We start from the raw sequence: 21,123 nt of genomic DNA, 5'->3' as shown, positions 1-21,123 counted from the left end.
CGGCTTCGCCATGGAGCGCGACGCGAACACGGCCTTGTATGGCGCCCGGCGGAAGGATCGAGGACAGACGCGGTGCGCGGCTTGACTTCGACCGGAACGATGGAGCAACCCCATGAAGATCCTGCTGCTGTTCGCTTCGCTGACGCTTGCGCTCGCATCGCCCTGGTCGGCAGCGGCGGCCGACGCCAAGAAGCGCATCCTCGTGGTCAGCAGCTACCACAAGGAATATTTGTGGTCGCAGTCGACCCAGCACGGACTGACCGCCTCGCTGCTCAAGTACCGCTACCTCGATACGCAGGAGCAGGCAGACCGCTTCACCCGCGAGGACTTCGTCGAGAGCACGAAGGCGGTACTGAAGAAGGAGTGGATGGACACCAAGCGGCGCAACAGCCGCGCCGATATCGCGGCGGCCACGCAGCGCATCTTGCAGTCCCTGCGCGATTTCAAGCCCGACCTGGTGATGCTGGGCGACGACAACGCGGCCAACTACATCGGCAACCGCCTTCTGGACACCCCGACGCCGGTGGTGTTCTGGGGCATCAACGGCCTCCCCCTCAAGTACGGGCTCGTCGACAGCATCGACCGGCCCGGCCATAACGTGACGGGCGTCTGGCAGCAGGGCTACCACAAGGAAAGCCTGGAGCTGCTGCACAAGCTGGTACCGACCGCAAAATCTTTCGCGATCCTTGGCTGCGATTCCGAGACTTCGCGACCGAACGTCAAGCGACTGCAGTCGCTGGCGAACCAAGGGGAGCTGCCGCTCAAGCTGGTGGATGTCGTCGCGACCAATTCGTTCGAGGAGTTCAAGGCCCGGGCGCTCGCCATCGCCGGCAAGGTCGACGCTTTCTTCGTCCTCAATCACGACACCATGACGGATGCCGCCGGGCGCCACGTCGACATGCTGACCGTGGGCCGCTGGTACCTCGAGAACATCAAGAAGCCGGAGGCCTCGCCCGAAGATCAGTTCGTGTTGGAAGGCATGCTGCTCACGGCCAACGACTCGGGCTACAACCAGAGCCACCTCGCGTTCGAGATGGCCTACGAAATCCTCGAGCGGGGCCTCGACCCCGGCCGCATGCGCGCGCGCACCCCGTCGCGCGGCCCGTTCATGGTCAACACGCTGCGCGCGCAGATGCTCGGTCTGCCGCTCGAGAAGCACCGGCACCAGATCGAGGAACTGGTCAGCACGGCTGCCGCATTGAAGCGATGAGCGCGTGCGCGCGAATGCGCGCGCGAGGAGGAGTCTCCATCTTTTCCTGCGCATCCTGCTGGTCTTCATGTCGGTCAACATAGCGACCAGCGCGATACTGATCATCGTCGCCTATCTCTTCAGCAAGGAGACGATCGCCAAGCACACGCGTGAGAGCGTGGCCCAGCAGGTTGCCGCGATCGCCGACAATTTCCAGAAGCAGTACGGCGACTCGCTGCGCAATACCATCAGCGCTCTCGCCGACTCCTCCGCCCTGGAGGACTACCTGATGGCGCCGGCGCACGAGAAGCCGATCGTCGCTCAGAAGGTCGAGCAGCTCTTCGTGCGCACCATGCGGAACTTGCCGAGCATGCATAGCGCCCTGTTCGCGGAAGCCGGCGGCGAAGTCGCGATCAGCGTGCGAGGGCGGGTGCGCGCGCCCGTGAGCCTGAATCTGAAGGAGAGCGAGCCCGGTGCCCTCGCGCGGCTACCCATCTCCGAGCGCGTCGCCGCGACAATGTTCGGCAACCTCGCGTCCAAGCCGCTGGTGCTGTCATCCGGCAACATGGACTACGTCATTCCTCCGCGGGAGATGAAATTGGAGGGTCCGTTCCTGGACGAGAACGGTGAGCTCACGGCGGTTGCCGGCATTGCCAAGCTCGACCTCGAGGCGGGTGCATTCGGTGGCGCGCTGTTCGTGCGCCAGCAGCTCTCGGATTTCTTCGCTCACCTGCGGGACGTCAAGTTCTTCGGTGAGAACCCCGTGTGGGTGTTCGATGCCGCGGGCCGGATCCTGCAGAGGCAGGACAACGGCTCCAGCTCGTTCGATCCCACCGCCGGCCTCGCGCCCGACATCCAGGGCACGGTGCGCATCGTCGCCATGAAAGAGGGTCTGCTCGCGTATCAGGACGTCGCGGTCGAGCCGGGCAAGAGATTCATCCGGCTCGCGGTCAGCATCCCCTCGGCCCTGCTCACGCGGGATTTCAACGCCGCGATCAAGTTCTTCACGATCGTGCTGCTCGCATCCCTCGCGACGGTCCTTCTGGTCGCTCTCTACGTATCGCGCTACCTCTCGCGCCCCATCGTCGAGCCCTCATCGCATCGGCTTCCTCGAGGAATTCCTCGGTCGCCTGCGCAGCCGCAAGGACGCCGTCTTCATGACCGGCGCAGAGATCGCGGACTGGTTCGTTGGAGCGTGCACCTGACCGTCATCCCGGCGTGCGGCGCAGCACCGTTATCGCGAGCGCCTGGTTCCTGGCATGACTTGCTGTTTATTCAATAGCCCACAAGCCGTACTATCGAGTGATGGGCTCGAAACAACATCGACTCACGCTGGGCGTCGACATCGGCGGCACCTTCACCGACCTCGTGCTCCTGCGCAGCGACGGGCGGCTCTCCAGTAAGAAGGTGCTGTCCACGCCGGAGGACTACAGCGCAGCGATTGAGGACGGTATCCGTGACCTGCTGGCGGAGGCACGCGTGCCTGCCGCCGCCATCGCGGAGTTCGCCCACGGCACGACGGTGGCGACCAACGCGATCATCGAGCGACGGGGCGTGCGTGTCGCGCTCGTCACGACCAGGGGCTTCCGCGACGTGCTCGAGATCGCCCGCTTCCGCTCGCCGCGCCTCTATGACATGAGCTACCGCAAGCCAGAGCCGCTGGTGGAGCGCAGGCTTCGCCTCGAAGTACGCGAGCGTATGATGAGTGACGGCACGGTGCTCGCGCCGGTAAGCGCCGAAGACCTCGATGCGGCCGCCCACGTGATTCGCAAGAACGCGATCGACGCCGTCGCGGTGTGTTTCATCAACTCATACGCGAACCCGGAGAACGAGCTCGCGGCGAGCCGGTATCTCGCGGAAATCCTGCCCGGCGTATCGATCTCCGCGTCCGTCCAGCTCCTGCCACAGATCAACGAGTACGAGCGCACCAGCACGATCGTGGTGAACGCGTACATCCGGCCTGTCGTCGAGCGTTACGTACGCTCGCTGGACGAGCGCCTGCGCCGGATCGGCATTCCGGCTCCGCTCATGATCATGCAGTCGAGCGGGGGCTTGTTGCCCGGTCCGCTCGCCGCGAAGAACCCGGTGTACGTGATCGAGTCGGGTCCCGCCGCCGGCGTGGTCGGTGCCCAGCGGCTCGGGGAGAGTGTCGATCTCGGCGACTTGATCGTCTTCGACATGGGCGGCACCACGGCGAAAGCTTCGCTCATCCATCGCGGCGCGTACGGCCTGTGTCCCGAGACGGAGGTCGGCGGTGGCGCCGCGCTCGGGCACCGCCTCATCCAAGGCGCAGGCTATGTCGTGCAGGTGCCGACGATCGACATCGCCGAGGTCGGCGCAGGCGGCGGCAGCATGGCGACAGTGGACGCCGCCGGCGGCATGCAGGTGGGACCGCGCAGCGCGGGCGCCGAGCCCGGACCGGCCTGCTACGACCGCGGCGGCACGGCGGCGACGGTGACGGACGCGAACGTGCTCCTCGGCTATCTCAATCCCGACGTGCTGTGCGGCGGGGAGCTCCCGATCGTGCGTGCGAAGGCGGAAGCCTCCGTGGCCGTGCTCGGATCGCGGCTTGACCTTGATGTGACCGAGACCGCCTACGGCATCCACCTGATCGCCAACTCGAACATGATGAAAGCGCTGCACGGGGTCTCGACCGAGCGCGGCCGAGACGCATCTCAGTTCGGCCTGCTCGCGATCGGCGGCAACGGCGGCGTGCATGCGGCCAATCTTGCAGAGACGCTGCGAATCACGCGCATCATCGTGCCGCCCGTGGCCGGTCTCTTCAGCGCGCTCGGCATGCTCTTCGCCGACGTCGAGCACCATTTCGTGACGGCGTTCTACCGCCGCTTCGACACGGTTACGGTGGACGACCTGACGGCGGCGGCCGGTCCGTTGATCGAGGAAGCGCGCGGTCTTCTCCAGCGCGAAGGATTCCCGGCACCGCGCCAGCGCATCGCGGTCTACGGCGAGATGAAGCACGTGGCGCAGTCGGCGGCGCTGACGGTGCCGATCGAAGGCTGGCCGCTAAGCGCCATGAGCCTCACGCACGCGAGCGCGGCATTCGGCGAAGCGCACGAGCTCACCTACGGCTACCGCTCGGATACCGAGCCCGTCCAGTTCGTCGCGCTGAAGGTGATCGGCCAGGGCGTATCCGAGACGCCGCGCGTACCGCACCGGTTGGAGCGCGACCGCGAGGACCGTGCCGTGCAGACGACGCGCAAGGCCTATTTCGGCCGCGAGCTCGGCTGGCGCGACACCCCGGTGATCGCGCGTAATGTGCTCGCCGGAAAGGCGCGGCCGGGGCCGCTCATCATCGAGGAATACGACACGACGACGGTGGTGCGCCCCGGCTGGTCTGCGCGGCTTGACCGCTGGAACGACATCGTCATGGAACGCGACGCGAAGGACTGAGCCGATGGACATCGATCCCGTCAAACGCGAGCTCATCAAGAACCGGCTCGTCTCGATCGCCGACAACATGATGCTCGCGGTGGTGCGCACGGCGCGTTCGACGGTGGTGAAGAACAACATGGACTTTTCGGCATCGATCTGCGACACCGACGGCCAGATGGTTGCCCAGGGTCTTGCGGTCCCCGTGCACCTCGGCGCGACGATGCCGGCGCTGCGCGGCTGCCTCGACTACTTCGGCGAAGACATCCACGAAGGCGACATCCTCGCGAGCAACGACCCGTATGCTGGTGGCAGCCACTTGAACGACATCTTCATGTTCAAGCCGGTATTCATGGACGGTCGCCGCATCGCGTTTCTCGGCCTGATCCTGCATCACACTGACATGGGCGGGCGCGTGCCGGGCGGCAACGCCGCGGACTCGAACGAGATCCACCAGGAAGGCTTGCGCATCCCGCCATCGAAGATCGTCGAGCGCGGTCAGGTGAACCGCACGCTATGGCGCATCATCGAGCACAACGTGCGCGTACCCGAACGCAACGCGGGAGACCTCAAGGCGCAGATGGCGGCGCTCGGCCTGGGGGAGAAGGAGCTCCTGAAAGTGGCTGCGGATCATCCGCCCGACGAGCTCGACCGCTACATGAAGGAACTCGTCGATTACAGCGAGCGTCTGACCCGCGAAGGCATCCGGCAACTGCCCGCAGGCGAGTACGAGTTCGCCGACTGGAACGACGATGACGGCATCGGCAGCGGTCCGGTGAAGATCCAGGTGAAGCTCACGGTGAAGGGCGACACGATCGTCGCCGATTTCAGCGGTACGTCCGCGCAGACCGGCGGTGCGCTGCACACCAACTACTGGTTCACCGCGTCGTGCACCTACGCCGCGCTGCGCTCGGTGTTCGATCCGCACATGCCCAACAATGCCGGCTTCTACCGCCCGATCACGGTGATCGCGCCGGAAGGCTGCTGGGTGAATCCGGTGTACCCGGCGGCGCTCGGGGCGCGCGGACAGGGCGGACACCGTGTGCGCATGGTCGTGCTCGGCGCGCTCGCGCAGATGCTGCCCGATCGCATGCCGGCGTGCGTCGGTGGCTCGGAATTCGCGATCGTGATCGCCGGCCGTCACAGGAACCGCAAACCGTTCCTGTATCTCGACTTCCACAACAATTCGGGGCTGGGCGGCGGTCCCGATCGCGACGGCCAGGACGCCGGTCCGTATTGCCTGGGAAACATGGCCAACACGCCGGTGGAACTGGTCGAAGCGGAAAATCCGATCCTCATGGAGGAATACGGGTTCCTGCCGGACACCGGCGGACCCGGCAAATATCGTGGCGCGCTGGCACTGGTGCGAAGCTATCGACTGCTGGCAGGCGAGGCAATGCTACAGCTTCGCTCGGACCGTGAGCGTTTCGCGCCGTGGGGACTCTTTGGCGGGAAGTCGGGCGCATCGGCGCGGTCGTATCTGAACAAGGGCACGCCGAACGAGCAGCGCATCCCGTCGAAGTTCATGGGGACGATCCGCCGAGGCGACGTGTTTCGCGGCGAAATGGCGGCTTCGGGTGGCTATGGTGATCCGTTCGAGCGTGATCCCGCCGCCGTGCTCGAGGACGTTCGACAGGAGAAGATGAGCGTGCGCCATGCCTTCGAGGAGTACGGCGTCGTAATCTGCGCGCAGACGCTCCGGCTCGACCTTGAGGCCACGCGCTGGGAGCGCGACAAACGCCGGCGGGCGGACTGATAAGAACGCCTACAACGCGAAATCCTTCCCGAAGGTCCGCATATCCGGCACGCTCTCGAGCGAGAGCAGCCCCGCGTAAAGCTTTTCCGCCCGGTCCGCGCCCCACACCGGCAGCGTGAGATCGAAGAATTTCTTCTCGACGTCTTCCGGCCGGTGCGGATTTTCCACCTCGCCTTTCATGATCTCGCAGTGCCCTTCGATCGTGCGGCCGTCGTCGAGGCGGATCGCCACGTCGCACAGGTGCTTCTCGGGATACTGGCTCGTATAAGCGGGTTCTTCGACTACGTGGACTTTCGCGGTGAGGGCCTGAATCTCGGGATTGCGCACCGCCTCGATGTCGAAGCAGTCAACGCCCGAACGTCCGTGCACGAGTATCGTCGCGAGCGCGAAAGGAATCGAGAACTTCGCGCCGAAGCTCGTCGTGATTTTTCTGCCCGACAGCAGCGATGCGAGCTGGAACGCTCTCACATCGATGCGCTCGATGTCGGCGGCCTTGATGCTCCCGGCGGGCACTGTCGCGAGCGCCGCCTGGAACGCATCGATCGCGGCGTGCGAGAAGCGTCCCGTCGGATGCAGCTTGAAATAACCTTTCGTCATCAGCCAGTCGGTCCCCAGCCCCGCCACCATGCGCGCGGGATCGAACCCGTCGGCGATGACGGTGCTGTAGGTATAACCGATCCCGTCGCGCTGGCCGGTGAAGCCCGCTTCGATCATCTGCATGGCGATGAGCCCTGCCAGCGCGCAATGACCGGAGAAGACGTTGCGCGTCGTCGCTTCGTCGAGCATCGCCTGGCGGTTTGCGGTCATCGCCATCATCGCGGCGGCATTGATCGTGTGACGCATGCGATCTTGGTCGAATCGCATCATGTGCGCCGCCGCCACGGCCGAGCCGATCACCCCGACGTTGCCGTGCTGCGGGACGCTCACTCGCATTTTCGAAGCCATGCTGACGCGCGCGCACGCTTCGTACGCCATGACGACCGCAAGCATGAAATCGCGCCCCGAGACGCCGAACGCCTGCGCGGCGGCGATCGCCGCAGGGACCATCTGGCTCCCCGGATGGGCGCTCGCGACGGTGTTCCCTTCGTCGAAGTCGTGAAACGTGCTTGCGACGCCGTTCAGGAAACCCGCGTCGCGCACCGCCGCGCGGTGCGGCGTGCCGATCACCCAGCTCGGGCCGGGACGCGCGTCCTTGAGATAGCCGGCGGCGAGCGCCTTGAGCTCCTCGGTCTGATTGCCGGCCGTGACGACGCCGAAAGTGTCGGCGATGAGGCGCTTGCAGCGGTCGATCACCGGTGCCGGCAGATCCTCGAATCGCGTCGTGCAGAGGAAATGGACGATCTCGAGCAGATACTCGGGCGGCTTGGCTTTGTCGGGGGTATGCCCTGCGGTCGGTAACATTTCGGGGGTAGACCCTATTCGAGCTTGATGTCGAGGCGCTTGATGAGCTCGCCGTACCTTTTGAGGTCCTGGCGGATGCGCGCGTTGGTCTGCTCGGGTGTGTCCCCGATCACGTCCGCTCCGACCTTTCGTATCTGGGCGTTCACGTCGGTCTCCTTCACGATGCGCACGAGCTCCTGATTGAGTCTGGACACGATCGCGCCGGGCGTTCCCGACGGCACAAGCACTGCTTGCCAGTTGCCTTCCTCGAAACCCGGCACTCCGCTTTCGGCGACGGTCGGCACATTCGGGAGGCTACCGACGCGCTTGAGCCCCGTGACCGCCAGCACTTTGATCCTGCCCGAGTGCAGATGGGGCTGAATCGCCACCGCCGAGCCGAACAGGAGCTGAACCTCGCCCGTCAGCAGCCCCGTGATCGAGTTTCCCACGCCCTTGTACGGCACGTGCTTGAGCTTCACCTTGGCCATCGTCGCGAATCGCTCGATGGCAATATGCGTCGCATTGCCCACGCCTCCGGAACCGTAATCGATCTGGCCGGGTTTCGCCCGGGCGAGCGCAAGCAACTCCTTCACCGTCGCGACCGGCAGGGTCGGGTGCACCGACACCACGTACGGTTGCCAGAGCAGCGTCGTCACCCCCGTGAAATCCTTTTCGCTGTCGAACGGTAGATTCGGATAGACCGCCGGGTTCATCGTGTACGTGCTCGCCACGAGCACCATCGTATAGCCGTCGGGTGCCGCTCTTGCCGCCGCCGCGGTTCCGATATTGCCGTTGGCGCCGGTGCGGTTGTCGATGATGATCTGCTGCTTCCACGCCTCGGTCAGCTTCTCGGCGATCATTCGTGCGAGAAAAGTGGAAGTCCCGCCGGGCGAATACGGGATGATCCAGCGGATGGGTTTGCTCGGGTAATCCTGCGCGAGAACTGACAGCGGCGCCGACATCGCGGCGAGGACGCTCGGGAGAAGCAGGAGAGGGCGGGTCGAACGGGACATGGAATGCCTCCTATCGCGCCAAACAACCGGGTGGGGCTATGAGTATAAGGCCGGCATAGCGGTGCGCGTCAGCGCGAGAGGCGGCCGCCTTCCGGGACGGTGCGCGCGCCGGTGGCCGGTAGCTGCGGAACCGATTTGAGCCCCGAACCCGTAAGAAGCACGACGATCTCCGCCTCGCGATCGAGCGTGCCCCGGGCAAATGCCTGGGTCAGACCGGCAATCGTCGTCGCGGCCTCAGGACATGGAAACAAGCCTTCGCGCCGCGCGATCTCCGCCACCGCACGCAGCGCCTCCGCAGTCGGGACCGCGATCGCTGCGCCGCCCGTCTCGCGCAGCAACTCCAGCACCGCGCGGTCGCCGGGGGGACGCGTCGACTTCAGGCCACCGGGCAGCACGTCGAGCTCGGTCCATACCTCGGCGTGATCCGCGCCTTCATCGAAAGCGCGCACGATGGGCGCGCAGCCCGCGTACTGGGTCACGAGCAATCTGGGCAAAGGCCCCTTCTCCACCCAGCCGAGCGCCTGCAATTCCCGGAACGCCTTGTACATCGCGATGGCGCCCACGCCGCCCCCGGTGGGATAGACGATCGCGTCCGGCAGGCGCCAGCCGAGCTGCTCGGCGATTTCGAGCCCCATTGTCTTCTTGCCCTCGACGCGGTGCGGCTCCTTCAGCGTGCCCATGTTGAACCAGCCCTCATCGGCCGCCGCGCTTGCGACCATCGCGCCGGAGGATTGCCAGGGTCCATCGAGGATCACCGTGTCCGCCCCGGCGAGCAGACTCTGCGCGAGGCTCGCCGGCGGCGCGTCGGCAGGCAGCAGGTTTACGCAGCGCAGGCCGGCGCGCGCCGCGTAAAGAGCCCACGAGCCGCCCGCGTTTCCCGAGCTGTTATGCACGACCGTCTTTACACCAAGTTCGCGCAGCCGCGTCACGGCCACGCTCGCGCCACGGTCCTTGAACGTTCCGCTCGGGTTACGCCCCTCGTCCTTCGCCCATAGCCGGCCGCAGCCGATCGATTCGCCAAGGCGCGGCATGGGAACCAGCGGCGTCCACCCTTCGCCGAGCGTGACGGCGTTTTCCGGGTGCTGTGCCGAGAGCAGGGGCGCATAACGCCATAGCGATGCGGGTCCGCGCGCAAAGACATCGCGGTCGATCTCGCGTGCAAGGCGGGACAAATCGTAGCGAACGACCGGAAAATCTCCGGCCGCGCATCCGGCTGGCGCACCGTCCGCAAGCTCGCCGCCGTCACTCCAGCGGACGATGCCGTCCACATAGCTCATCACTCTCTTCCCGGCTCAGCCCTTCATGACATCGAGCATCGCGTCGATGTCGGCCTCGTTGTTGAAAAAGCTGACCGAGGCGCGCATGTGCCCGTCCTTCTCGCTCACGATGATGTGATTGCGCTTGAGCCGCGCGACGATCGCCTTGCTTTCCGCTCCCGTATCGAAGCTCACGATCCCGGCGCGCTCGCGCCAGTCGGCCGGCGTGCGCACGCGGATTCCGCGCTGGTCCGCGCTATCCATCGCGTAGGTCGTGAGATCCCTGATCCGTGCCTCGATGTTATGCAGGCCGATCTCCATCAGCATCTCGGCCGAGCGGCGCTGCACCCAGATGCCGAGGAAGTTCGGGTTGCCGTACTCGAAGCGGTGCGCATCGGGCGCGAGCTCGAGTTTCGCGCGCATGCGGTCGTTCGATGCGAAGCTGTACTTCGCCGCGTACGGCGGCGTGATTTTCCCGATGAGATCCTCGCGCACGTACATGCAGCCCGCGCCCGCGAGACTGTAGAGACCCTTGTGGCCGCCGGAGATTACCGCGTCCGCGCCGAGATCCGAAAGCGGCGTCGCGAGCACGCCGAGCGCCTGCACGCCGTCGACAACGAGCAGTGCGTCGTGCGCGCGGCAAAGCTTCGAGAGCGCCGGAAGGTCAGTGCGATACCCGAGTCCGTAGGTGACCCACGCCGCGGCGACAACCCGCGTGCGCCGGTCGATCATCTTCTCGTATGCCGGCACGGGAATCCGCCCGTCCGCTTCCGGCTTCACGAACCGCACCTCTACGCCGCGCGAGGCGAGGTAGCGCCACGGAAAGGTGTTGTTCTCGTGCTCGGCCTCGCTCACGAGCACGTTATCGCCAGGCCCGAGCGCCAGGCCGTGCGCGATGATGTTGACGCCCTCGGAGGTGTTCTTGATGAGCGCCAGCGTTGCGGCGGGTACCCCGAGCAGCCGTGCGACCGCGGCGCGTGTCTCCTCCACGCGGTCCATCGAGAAGGCGTTCTCGCCCGCGTTCTCGTACACGTCGCGCACCCACTCGGCGATCGCCTCTTCCGCCCACCGCGCAAGCGGCGCCTTCTGCGCGGCGTTGACGTAGGTGCAGTGCTCGAGCGTCGGAAACTGGCGCCGCAGCGCCTGCCAGTCCGGGGCGACGGCATTCTCGCGTATGTTCATTCCGTTACTCCTTCTAAGTGAAAGGTCCTAGTGTGAAAGGATCTGGCTGAGGAACAACCGCGTGCGCTCGCTCCGGGGATTGGCGAAGAATTCCTGCGGCGGCGCGGCCTCGATGACTTCGCCGTCGTCCATGAACACCATCTGGTCCGCGACCTGTCTTGCGAACCCCATCTCGTGCGTGACCACCATCATCGTCATGCCTTCGGCGGCGAGCTCGACCATCACGTCGAGCACTTCGCTGATCATTTCGGGATCCAGCGCCGAGGTCGGTTCGTCAAAAAGCATCACCTTGGGCTTCATCATGAGGGCGCGCGCGATGGCGACCCGCTGCTGCTGCCCGCCCGAGAGCTGCCCGGGAAACTTGCGCGCCTGTTCGGGGATGCGCACGCGCTTCAAGAGTGCCATCGCCTGCTCCTCGGCGTCCGGCATCGGCGCGCGCTGCACGAGGCTCGGCCCGAGCGTCAGGTTCTCGAGCACCGTCATGTGAGGAAACAGGTTGAAGCTCTGAAACACCATGCCGACCTCGCGCCGCACGCTTTGGATGCGGCGCACGTCGTCGGTAAGTTCAACGCCGTCGACCCGGATCGTTCCCTCCTGGTGCACCTCCAGCCGGTTGATGCAGCGGATCATGGTCGACTTGCCCGAGCCCGACGGCCCGCACACGACCACGCGCTCGCCGCGCCGGACGGTGAGGCTCGCGTCCCGCAGCACGTGGAAATCCCCGAACCACTTGTTGACGTCGCGCAACTCGATCATCGCGCCGCTGGAATTCGATGCTTCGCTCATTTGCCTTCTCAATAGCCGCGGCCGGTGTTGAGATCCCGCTCGACGCCGGCGCTGTACTTCGACATGGAAAAGCAGAACAGGAAGTAGAGCGCGAGGATGAAGAGGTACGCCTCAGGCGCATAGAGCACCCACTCCGGATCCTGGATCGCCGCCGAGGTCGCGCCCAGCACGTCGAAGAGGCCGATGATGCTGACGAAAGTCGTGTTCTTGAAGGCGCGGATGATGTCGTTCATAAGCGCCGGGATGACGATGCGCAGCGCCTGGGGGAGGATGATGCGCCGCGTGCGCTGCCAGTAGGACAGCCCGATGGCGTCGGCGGCCTCGGTCTGCCCGCGCGGGATTGCCTGCAGGCCTCCGCGCACGATCTCCGCGGCGTACGCCGCGAAAAAAACGATCATGCCGAGCTGCGCGCGCAGCAGCTTGTCGATCGTCACGCCGGGCGGGAGAAAAAGCGGCAGGATCAGGGAGGCCATGAAGAGCACGGTGATGAGCGGTACGCCGCGGGTGATCTCGATCACGCCGACGCACAGCGCCTTGATGACCGGAAGCTCGGAGCGGCGCCCGAGCGCGAGCAGCACCGCGAGCGGCATTCCACCGACTACCGTTCCCACAAAGATGATGAGCGTCAGCGGCAACCCGCCCCACTGGTGCGTGCCGACTGGGCTCAGGCCGAAAACGCCCCCGAACATGAGCGTGAGCGCCGCCCCGAGCGCGACCAGCCACGTCCAGAACAGGCGGTAGGACCAGAACCGCCGAAAACCGGAGACGATCGCGAGGCCGACGATGATCGCCATCGCAGCCGTCGCACGCCAGTGCTCGTCATACGGGTAGGTGCCGAAGAGGATCAGGCGGTACTTCTCGGCGATGATTGCCCAGCACGCGCCGGTCGCGGCGCGGCACTGGGCGCCCGGGCCGCTCCATACCGCATCCGTGACGGCCCACGTGATTACCCCCGGCACAGTGAGGACAAGCGCGATCGCGACGAGCACCGTCAGGAGCGTGTTGTACACGCCGTTGAACAGGTTGCGCCGCATCCAGGTGAGCACGCCCGCTTGCTCGCGCGGCGCGCGACGGCGGGAACCGGGCGCTAGGGTGATGGCGGCATCGTGCATCAGCGCTCCCGGATGCGCACCGCGTGGTTGTACCAGTTCATCAGCGCCGCGATGATGAAGCTGATGGTGAGGTAGACGGCCATCATGATGACGATCGCCTCGACGGTGTTGCCGCTCAGCGTGATGATGGTGTTGCTCACGTTAAAGAGCTCGGGATAGCCGATCGCGACCCCGAGCGAGCTGTTCTTGATCGTGCTCACGTACTGCGCGGTCGCCGGCGGGATCATCACGCGCAGCGCCTGCGGCAGGATCACGCGCGAGTAGAGGTGAAGGCGCGTAAGCCCGATCGCATTCGCCGCCTCGATCTGCCCCCGCGGCACGGACTGGATGCCCGCGCGCACGATCTCGGCAATGAATGCCGCGATGTAGAGCGACAGCCCGAGAAGGAGCGCGAGAAATTCCGGCGAGAGGGTCGCACCGCCGCGGAAGTTGAATCCCGCGAGCGCGGGCACGCTGATCGCAGCCGGCGCTCCCGCGAGAAGCCATGTCGCGACGGGCGCAGCCATGAGCAGCGCGGCGAGTTGCGTCCCCCGTATCGAGGCGGAAAGCCCCGCCCGGCGCCTTTGCTTTGCGCGCACCGACAGCCACGCCACCACGCCCGCCGCCGCGGCGAAGGCGAAGAGCGTCCACCACCACGCCGGGTGCGCTTCGGGCCAGGGGAGCGTCAGGCCGCGCTTGCTGAGGTAAACGTCCGCCACGGGATTCCACGCCTGCCGCACGTTGGGGAGCAGCGTCACCGCCGTATACCAGAACACGATCTGCACGAGCTGCGGGGTATTGCGGAAGAGCTCGACGTAGCCCGCGGCAAGGCGCGAGATGAGCCAGTTGCGGGACAGCCGCCCGATGCCGACGATCATTCCGATCAGCGTGGCGAGCAGCACGCTCAGGATCGACACCTTCAACGTGTTGAGAATCGCGACGGCGTAGGCGCGCAGGTAGCTGTCCTCGGCGTCGAAGCGGATCAGGGACTCGCCGATGCGGAAGCCCGCCTCGCCCGTGAGAAACCCGAAGCCCGTGGAGATGCCGCGCTTCGACAGCGCGTTCATCGCGTTCTCGATCATCAACGCCGCCGCGCCGATGACGACGATGATCACCAGCGCCTGCAGCGCGATCGCGCGAAAGCTCGTGCTGTGCCAGAGCGTGCGCGGGTCGAGGGGCGGCCGCGGCGGCGGTGGGCGTCGCCCGCCCTTGCGGAATACTGGCGTCATCGCGCCGCAGGCGGGACGGTTGCGCGCGTCGCGCCGGCGCTGGCCGGTCTGCGGCGCCCGGCGCGAAAACCGCCGGTCACTTGAACGGCGGCGAGTACATCAACCCGCCGTGCGTCCACAGGTCGTTGATGCCGCGCTCGAGCTTCAGCGGGGAATTCTTGCCGACGTTGCGGTCGAACATTTCGCCATAGTTGCCCACCGTCTTGATCACGCGGTAGGCCCACTCGGGGTCGAGCCCGAGGTCCGCGCCGAGCTTGTCCTTGCTGCCGAGCAGGCGCTGCACGTTCGAATCCTTGCTCGTCTTGCGCATCTCGTCGACGTTCTTCGAGGTGATGCCGCTCTCCTCCGCCTCGATCATCGCGTAGACGACCCATGCGACGATGTCCTTCCACTGCGCGTCGCCCTGGCGTACCACCGGCCCCATCGGGTCCTTGCCGTAAATGCCAGGCAGGATGATGTAGTCGGCCGGGTTCGGCGCGACCGTCGCTCGCGTCGAGCTCAGGCCCGAAGTCGACTGGATGTGCACGTCGCAGCGTCCGCCGAAGAACGCGGTGTTGATCTCCTGCTGCGTCTGGATCACGACCGGCGTGTACTTGATCTTGTTCTGGCCGAAGACGTCGGCGGCGACCTTCTCGGACGTCGATCCCGGCAGCACGCACACCGTCGCGCCGTCGAGGCCCTTCACGTCCTTCACGCCCAATTTCTTCGGGACCATGAAGCCTTGGCCGTCGTAGAAGGTCGGCGCGACGAAATCGACGCCGAGTTTGGCGTCGCGCGAGAGCGTCCAGGTGACGTTGCGGGTGAGCATGTCGACCTCGCCCGTTTGCAGCACCGTGAAGCGCGTCTGTGTCGTCGTCTTCACGAACTGCACCTTCTCGGGGTCGCGCAGCACGGCGGCAGCGACCGCCTTGCAAGTATCGACATCGAGTCCGCGCCACTTGCCCTGGCTGTCGAGCGCGGACCAGCCCGGTCGGTTGCCGACACCGCAGATCAGTTTGCCGCGCTCCTTGATCGCATCGACGGTCGGCCCTGCGATTGCAGGGTTGGTGCCGATCAGCACCGGCAGTACGGACGACAACATCAGTAACAAGCAATGTTTGCGCATTTTTTCTCCTCCGGGTTACGTCTTCGTTGTCAATCGGGTGCGGGATGCGGCTCAGGCGGGCTTCCCCCCCGCCGCCGCGCCGGCCTTGAAACGGGAAAAGATCTTCAGGCGCGCGTCGAGTCCGCGCGCGAGATGCTCGACGATCAGCGACTGCGCGCGCTCGCCATCGCGCGCCTCGACCGCATCGAGGATGGCGAGGTGCTCGGAGACCGACTCGCGCACGCGCGCATGGTCGTAAGTGCGCGGGAGCCCCAGCGCGAGCTGGGCCCGCAGGCGCATCGGCTCGTAGATGTCGAGCAGGAGGCGGTTGCGCGCGCACGCCATGACGTCGAGATGGAACCGGGCGCCGACGTCGTAGGCCTCGGCAGGATCGGCGTCCGTTTCAAGCAGGCGGCGCAAGACCGGGGCGTAGGCCAAGAGGTCCTCGCTCGGGCCATAGGACGCAGCGAGCGTCGCGCCAACCCCCTCGAGCCCGTAACGCACCTCGTAGAGCTCGCGCAGATCATCGATCATGAGCACGCGAACGAAGGTGCCGCGGGCCGGTACCGCTTCAAGCAAGCCGTCGCGCGCCAGCTCCCGCAGCGCCTCGCGCACGGGCGTGCGACTGAGCCCCAGGGAGTCTGCAAGGCCCCGCTCGGAGAGCGGTGAGTGCCGGTCGAACGCTCCGCTCACGATGAGATCGAGCACTTGGCGGTAGGCGGTGTCGCGATGCAGGGCCTTAGTCGGTCCATAAGCCGGTATACCACCGGAGTACCGCGTATTTGTCAAGCGGGGAGAGCCTCGCGGCACCCGAGTAAAGACGTGCGTACTGTCCAGAAATTCGAACGACAGCTGGGGTAGACTTCGGCAGGGGTCGGTTCCGCCCCTGAGCTTGCCTGCGAATTTCGGATACCAACACTTCAGCGCGGATTACTTGCGCCGCTTGTCGTCGCACTTCGACACAATAGATAGCATGGCATTACACGCACTCGCAGACGTTCGCCGCAATGTCCCGCGCCGCTGAGTCCGCGGAACTGCTGTTCGCGCGCTACGGCCCGCGCTATCGCATCTATGTCACCGTGGTCGCATTGCTGGGGACCGTGTCCGCAATCGTGACCACCACGACAGTCAACGTCGCCCTGCCCGACATCATGGGCGCATTCGGCATCGGCCAGGACCGCGCCCAATGGATCATGACCGGAAACCTGGCGGGCCAGACCGTCGGGCAGCTCCTGAGCGCATGGCTGATCGCGAGCTTCGGCCAGCGCAGGACCTTCGTCGTTGGGCTGTGCATCTTCGTTGCTTCGCTGATGGTGGCCGCGCACAGTCCGAACGAACTGGTGCTGGTCGGCGCACGGGTGGTGCAAGGGTTGATGGCGGGCGTGCTGCAGTCGCTGACGATGTTCACGCTGTTCAGCGTATTCCCGCCCGAACGGCGCGGGATGGCGATGGGATACTTCAGCATCAACACGATACTGGGACCTGCGATCGGGCCGACGCTGGGCGGGCTCCTGATCGAGTACTTCAACTGGCGCGCCATCTTCTACATGGCGCTGCCGTTCAGCCTCGTCGGGATCCTGTTCGGGAGCCTCCTGATGCCGGAGCGCGAGGACACGGACAAGCGCGCCAACTTCGACTGGGTGGGCTTCGCGTTGCTGTGCGCGACGATGTCCTGCCTGCTCGGCGGACTGTCCAACGGGCAGCGCGAGGGCTGGGAGTCCGATTTCGTCGTGGGATCGCTCTTGGTCGCGGCAGGCGCGGGCATCGCGTTAATCGCCTGGGAGCTCTATGTGCCGCAGCCATTGGTCCAGCTGCGCGTGCTGAAGGTCGGGGCGTTCGCTGCTGCGGCATGCGTCGCCATCGTGTTCGGAATCGGGCAGTTCGGCACGACCTTCCTCATTCCCTTGTTCGTGCAGACGGTGCAGGGGCTCACGCCTCTCGATGCCGGGCTTCTCCTAATGCCGGGAGCGCTGCTGCTCGGCATCTTCATGCCGCTGGGCGGTTATCTCTGCGACCGGCTGCCGGCGCGCGCGCTGCTCATCACCGGTCTGGCGAGCTTCGCGGTCTCGACCTACTGGATGCGCGACGTCGACGTCAATACGGCATTTTCGTGGATGCTTTTCTGCGTCGTGGTCAGTCGCGTCGGCCAATCGCTCATCAACCCGACGCTGAACGCCACCGCGATGCGATCGCTGCAGACAACACAGCTGCGGCAGGGTGCGGGAATGATCAACTTCTTCCGCCAGCTCGGCGGTGCGTTCGGCGTCAATCTGCTGTCGGTATCGCTAGATCGCGACACCTTCTTCTACAGCGACCGGCTCACGAGCATGGAAACCGCGGCCAACAGCAGTACCAGGGAGCTGCTGAACGCGGTGGAGCAATTGCTCGCGCAGGCCGGCGCATCGCCCGAGTTGCAATCGGCCGGCGCGCTTCATTTCCTCGGCAAGGTCATCTATGCGCAGGCCTACACCTTGGCATTCCGCGATTGCTTCATGATCGTCACGTTCGTGTTCATCCTGGCGTTCATTCCTGCATGGCTCATGGGTCGCAGGGCCCGATAGCAGTCGGGCGTTCACCACGCGCGATGGATCTGTTTATTGATCGTTCCGTATTGGACGACAGTCCAATACGGACGCGACGCTCCCCTCTCCCCCCGGGAGAGGGGTTGGGGGTGAGGGACGCGCGTGACATGAAATAGGGAACGCTCGATAAGTGGTGGAGCGAGGCAATACGGGTTCCGTCGCGAATCGGCCGGTAACGATCAAAACAGCCCCTTGGTTCCGCCGCCGTCGACCGAGATCGACGCGCCCTGGATGTGACTCGCGGCCGGGGAGACCAGGAAGAGCGCCAGCGCCGCAATGTCCTCCGGTTGGCCCAAGCGGCGGACACCGGCTTTCTTGGCCGTTTCGGCCGCGACCTGCTCTACCGTCTTGCCCTCGGCAGCGGCTTGCTGTTTGACGAGCTCGGCATTGCGGTCGGTTTCGGTGCGGCCCGGGTGAATGGTGTTTACGTTGACCCCGTCACGGATGCCGAGGCCTGATAACCCCTTGCCGAAACTGGCCATGGCCGCATTGACCGCGCTGCCGACCAAGTTGCCGGGATTTGGAGTACGCGCCATGCCGCCGTCGATATTGACGATCTTGCCCTGCGCGGCGCTCAGCATTGGCCAGAACAGGCGCGACAGGCGGACGGCGCCAAAGAACTTCAATGCGAAGCCCTCCATCCAGATTTCGTCTGACTGTTCGAGAAAATTGCCGGCCTTGGTCGCGCCAGCCGAGTTGACCAGGATGTCGCAGCGGCCGTGCGCCTTCTTCACCTGTTCGAATAGCGCTTGGCAACCGTCAGCGGTACCGAGGTCGGCGGCGACGATGGTCGGCTTCGCGGCGTTGGTCGCGGCGATCTCGTCGGCGGTCTTCTTGAGGTTGGCTTCCGACTTGGCAGCGAGTACCGTTTGCGCGCCATGAGCAGCGAGGACCTTGGCAATGGCGCGGCCGATACCGCGGCTGCCACCCGTGATCACCGCAACTTTACCGAACAATTCGTTCGACATAGCCGTGTTCCTTCCTGGACAGTTTTGCCGAGGGTAAAAACCAAAGCTCGCTCTTGCTTATCATACCCGCCTCAACCGCCCCATGAGACGGCCATCGATGCAGGCGAGGCCTCGGCCGATAGCCGCAGGCACGAGGACATGACGCGAAGTTCAAAGAATAGGACATCCAACGCCACGTCCACAATCGGATTTACGGGGACGAATCGGATTTACGGGGACGCGCACCTTTTTTCGACGGACTGAAAGTCCGGATCGGGCCAGCTGCGCGTGTCCGTGAACGGTAGGTGCCGAGCGAATTGGACCGGGTGTCCATCGGGCGCTTCTCGGCCAGAATCGTCGCCGGAGGCTACACTATGGGGCCAGTGGAGCGCTCAATGTCGATGCGTCGCATCGAAGCGCCCGGGCCGCGGTCGGTATCGCGGCCGCGTCCAGCGGAATCGATTGCCCATGAAAGACGAAAAGATCAAAGTACGCGCTACCAGCAATGGCCAAATGCTCGAGGTCGTCGTGCTGAGCAAACGCCTGAGCAGCATCCAGATCGTGCTCGGGGAAGGCGTCCACAGCGTGCGCTGCGAGCTGACGCCGACGCGCAATGGCTCGGCTTACGCCGGTAACGCCATGGGGCGGGAGCTCGTGTACGAGCGCAGCCGCGACGACGTGAAGGCGGATCTGGCGCGTGCCGAGGGCTTTCGCGAGTTCAGGCGCTAGCCGGGCGTCATGGCTCCAGACGCATGCGCAGCATCGAGGTCGCCCGGGCGCTTCCTAATTCTCTCAGGGACTGTTCAGGGCAGGCCCGTGTCATTTCGGCGGCCGATCAAGGCATTGCATGCCGAAGGTCGTCACATCGACGCCGAGTGGGAGCGTTGAAAGTTAACGGTGCGCGGTGGGATGCGACAGAAAAAGATCTAGCATCACATCGGCTGACGTTCTTCCCTCGGCGCGCTGTCCGTTTGGCCGGCGATCCAGGATGCCGAGGTGAGCACGATACGCTGGAATCGATCGAAGCCGCCAAGCCCCTCGCGCCGATGGTCATGAACGAGGCGGCCGGCATGCTGGAATAATGCCTCCTTGCGCGCAGCAACACATGCATGACCCCTGAAGTTACTTGCCGCCTGCCAACCCGGCCTGCTTCACGATTCGCCCGTAGCGTTCCGTTTCCGCCTTCAGGTAGGCGGTCAGCTCCGCCGGCGTGCACGGCGCCGGATCGAGCCCGAGACGGATGAGCCGCTGCGCGACCGGCGAATCGCTGAGCGCCTTCACCACCTCGGCATTCAGCCGCTGCACGATCGCGGCCGGCGTACCGCGCGGCGCGAGCAGCGCATACCACGTCGTCGCCTGGAAACCGGGGAGCGTCTCGGCGATCGTCGGCAGGTCAGGGAGGAGGGGCGAGCGTTTTGGTCCGCCTTGCCCCAGCACGCGCAGTTTTCCCGCCTTCACGTGCGTCATGGTCGTCGGGATACTGGCGAACGCGATCTGCACCTGACCGCTCATGAGCCCGGTCTGCTGCGGTACTGTGCCCTTGAATGGCACGTGCACGATATCGACCTGTCCCAGGACGTCGAGCATGGCGCAGGCGAGATGGTTCGAGCTGCCGGCTCCCGACGAGCCGCAATTGAGCTGGCCGGGCCTGGCGCGCGCGAGCGCGAGAAGCTCCGGCACGTTGGTCGCCGCGACCGAAGGATGGCTCGCGAGCAGCTGGATGCTCGTGATGACGAGCGAGACAGGCGCGAAGTCGCGCAATGCGCTTCCCGCCGTGTTGGCGACGATGATGCGGATCGGGCGGCCAGGATAGCCTTGGGCATCGCCGGGGGACTGGGCGAACACGCTGCCGCAAGCCAGTAGCAGCGCAAGACTCGCTGCCAGACGGAATAGACCCTGCTCCATGGCGTCAATCCCTCCGTCGGTTCACGGCCTCACCGCGCCTGCAGTGATACCGAGCCGGTTCCCTCAATCCACCTTCAAGCCGATCTGCGCGACCAGCTTGCCGGTGGCATCGTGATCGGCCTTGAGCATGGCCTCGAAATCTGCCGGACTGCCGCCGATCGGATCGGCGCCGATCGCGCTGATCCGATCGCGCACTTCGGGGTGCGACAACGTGGCGACGATCTCCTTGTTGAGTCGCGCGATGATCACTTGCGGCGTGCCGGCCGGAACGAAGATGCCGATCCAGGTCACATGGCTGAAACCAGGGTAACCGGCTTCGGCGATGCTCGGTAC

17 protein-coding genes and 1 pseudogene (1 of these 18 cut by a window edge) are annotated in these 21,123 nt (G+C 65.4%); 6 read left to right on the top strand and 12 right to left on the bottom strand.

Annotated features, from left to right (window positions below):
* Nucleotides 1-112 precede the first annotated feature (112 nt).
* From GEV05_18300 to GEV05_18285, 4 genes are read left to right on the top strand one after another with little or no spacing between them, the layout of a single operon-like run.
* A complete protein-coding gene (locus GEV05_18300) occupies nt 113-1,210 on the top strand; it encodes a hypothetical protein (protein MPZ45304.1) in 1,098 nt (365 codons plus the stop codon).
* A gap of 4 nt (nt 1,211-1,214) precedes the next feature.
* Nucleotides 1,215-2,471 carry a hypothetical protein gene (locus tag GEV05_18295; GenBank protein MPZ45303.1) on the top strand — a complete coding sequence of 419 codons (1,257 nt, stop codon included), beginning with the start codon at nt 1,215-1,217 and terminating at the stop codon, nt 2,469-2,471.
* 23 nt (nt 2,472-2,494) lie between these two features.
* On the top strand, nt 2,495-4,600 hold the full coding sequence (locus GEV05_18290; GenBank protein MPZ45302.1) for a hydantoinase/oxoprolinase family protein: 2,106 nt from the start codon (nt 2,495-2,497) through the stop codon (nt 4,598-4,600).
* Complete coding sequence (locus tag GEV05_18285; GenBank protein MPZ45301.1) at nt 4,464-6,335, top strand: hydantoinase B/oxoprolinase family protein; 1,872 nt, start codon at nt 4,464-4,466, stop codon at nt 6,333-6,335. Before GEV05_18290 ends, GEV05_18285 begins: the two co-directional genes overlap by 137 nt.
* A 9-nt stretch (nt 6,336-6,344) precedes the next feature.
* Here the strand turns inward: GEV05_18285 and GEV05_18280 are convergent, their stop codons facing one another.
* The 9 genes from GEV05_18280 to GEV05_18240 all read right to left on the bottom strand — a co-directional run bounded on the left by GEV05_18280 (nt 6,345) and on the right by GEV05_18240 (nt 16,064).
* Nucleotides 6,345-7,736, bottom strand: a complete 1,392-nt coding sequence (locus tag GEV05_18280) for a hypothetical protein (protein ID MPZ45300.1) — start codon at nt 7,734-7,736, stop codon at nt 6,345-6,347.
* 14 nt (nt 7,737-7,750) lie between these two features.
* Nucleotides 7,751-8,728: a tripartite tricarboxylate transporter substrate binding protein gene (locus GEV05_18275; protein MPZ45299.1), complete on the bottom strand. Its 978-nt coding sequence runs from the start codon at nt 8,726-8,728 to the stop codon at nt 7,751-7,753.
* A gap of 68 nt (nt 8,729-8,796) precedes the next feature.
* Nucleotides 8,797-10,005, bottom strand: a complete 1,209-nt coding sequence (locus GEV05_18270; protein MPZ45298.1) for a threonine synthase — start codon at nt 10,003-10,005, stop codon at nt 8,797-8,799.
* A 15-nt stretch (nt 10,006-10,020) separates the two neighbouring features.
* The gene (locus tag GEV05_18265; protein ID MPZ45297.1) at nt 10,021-11,166 is read right to left on the bottom strand and encodes an aminotransferase class V-fold PLP-dependent enzyme; all 1,146 of its coding nucleotides are present in this window, start codon (nt 11,164-11,166) and stop codon (nt 10,021-10,023) included.
* Nucleotides 11,167-11,193: 27 nt separating this feature from the next.
* Nucleotides 11,194-11,922: an ATP-binding cassette domain-containing protein gene (locus tag GEV05_18260; GenBank protein MPZ45296.1), complete on the bottom strand. Its 729-nt coding sequence runs from the start codon at nt 11,920-11,922 to the stop codon at nt 11,194-11,196.
* A gap of 38 nt (nt 11,923-11,960) precedes the next feature.
* Nucleotides 11,961-13,064, bottom strand: coding sequence for an ABC transporter permease subunit (locus tag GEV05_18255; GenBank protein MPZ45295.1), 1,104 nt, complete (start codon nt 13,062-13,064; stop codon nt 11,961-11,963).
* Nucleotides 13,064-14,272 carry an ABC transporter permease subunit gene (locus tag GEV05_18250; GenBank protein MPZ45294.1) on the bottom strand — a complete coding sequence of 403 codons (1,209 nt, stop codon included), beginning with the start codon at nt 14,270-14,272 and terminating at the stop codon, nt 13,064-13,066. The genes GEV05_18255 and GEV05_18250 overlap by 1 nt, the downstream gene beginning before the upstream one ends.
* Before the next feature lie 76 nt (nt 14,273-14,348).
* The gene (locus GEV05_18245) at nt 14,349-15,377 is read right to left on the bottom strand and encodes a transporter substrate-binding domain-containing protein (protein ID MPZ45293.1); all 1,029 of its coding nucleotides are present in this window, start codon (nt 15,375-15,377) and stop codon (nt 14,349-14,351) included.
* 51 nt (nt 15,378-15,428) lie between these two features.
* Nucleotides 15,429-16,064, bottom strand: coding sequence for an FCD domain-containing protein (locus tag GEV05_18240; GenBank protein ID MPZ45292.1), 636 nt, complete (start codon nt 16,062-16,064; stop codon nt 15,429-15,431).
* Between the two features lie 299 nt (nt 16,065-16,363).
* Here GEV05_18240 and GEV05_18235 point away from each other — a divergent pair, with 299 nt between their 5' ends.
* Complete coding sequence (locus GEV05_18235; GenBank protein MPZ45291.1) at nt 16,364-17,917, top strand: DHA2 family efflux MFS transporter permease subunit; 1,554 nt, start codon at nt 16,364-16,366, stop codon at nt 17,915-17,917.
* 200 nt (nt 17,918-18,117) lie between these two features.
* Here GEV05_18235 and GEV05_18230 read toward each other — a convergent pair whose 3' ends face one another.
* A complete protein-coding gene (locus GEV05_18230; protein ID MPZ45290.1) occupies nt 18,118-18,906 on the bottom strand; it encodes an SDR family oxidoreductase in 789 nt (262 codons plus the stop codon).
* Nucleotides 18,907-19,353: 447 nt separating this feature from the next.
* On the opposite strand from GEV05_18230, the gene GEV05_18225 reads away from it, so the two are divergent.
* A complete protein-coding gene (locus tag GEV05_18225) occupies nt 19,354-19,614 on the top strand; it encodes a hypothetical protein (GenBank protein MPZ45289.1) in 261 nt (86 codons plus the stop codon).
* Between the two features lie 393 nt (nt 19,615-20,007).
* On the opposite strand, the gene GEV05_18220 is transcribed toward GEV05_18225, so the two are convergent.
* Both GEV05_18220 and GEV05_18215 read right to left on the bottom strand, forming a co-directional pair.
* Nucleotides 20,008-20,790: a tripartite tricarboxylate transporter substrate binding protein gene (locus GEV05_18220; GenBank protein ID MPZ45288.1), complete on the bottom strand. Its 783-nt coding sequence runs from the start codon at nt 20,788-20,790 to the stop codon at nt 20,008-20,010.
* Between the two features lie 4 nt (nt 20,791-20,794).
* Nucleotides 20,795-21,123, bottom strand: a pseudogene (locus GEV05_18215) (hypothetical protein); it runs 463 nt beyond the window's last position.

The organism is Betaproteobacteria bacterium, assembly GCA_009377585.1.
Classification (GTDB): domain Bacteria; phylum Pseudomonadota; class Gammaproteobacteria; order Burkholderiales; family WYBJ01; genus WYBJ01.
This window is presented reverse-complemented; position numbering and strand designations above follow the sequence as displayed.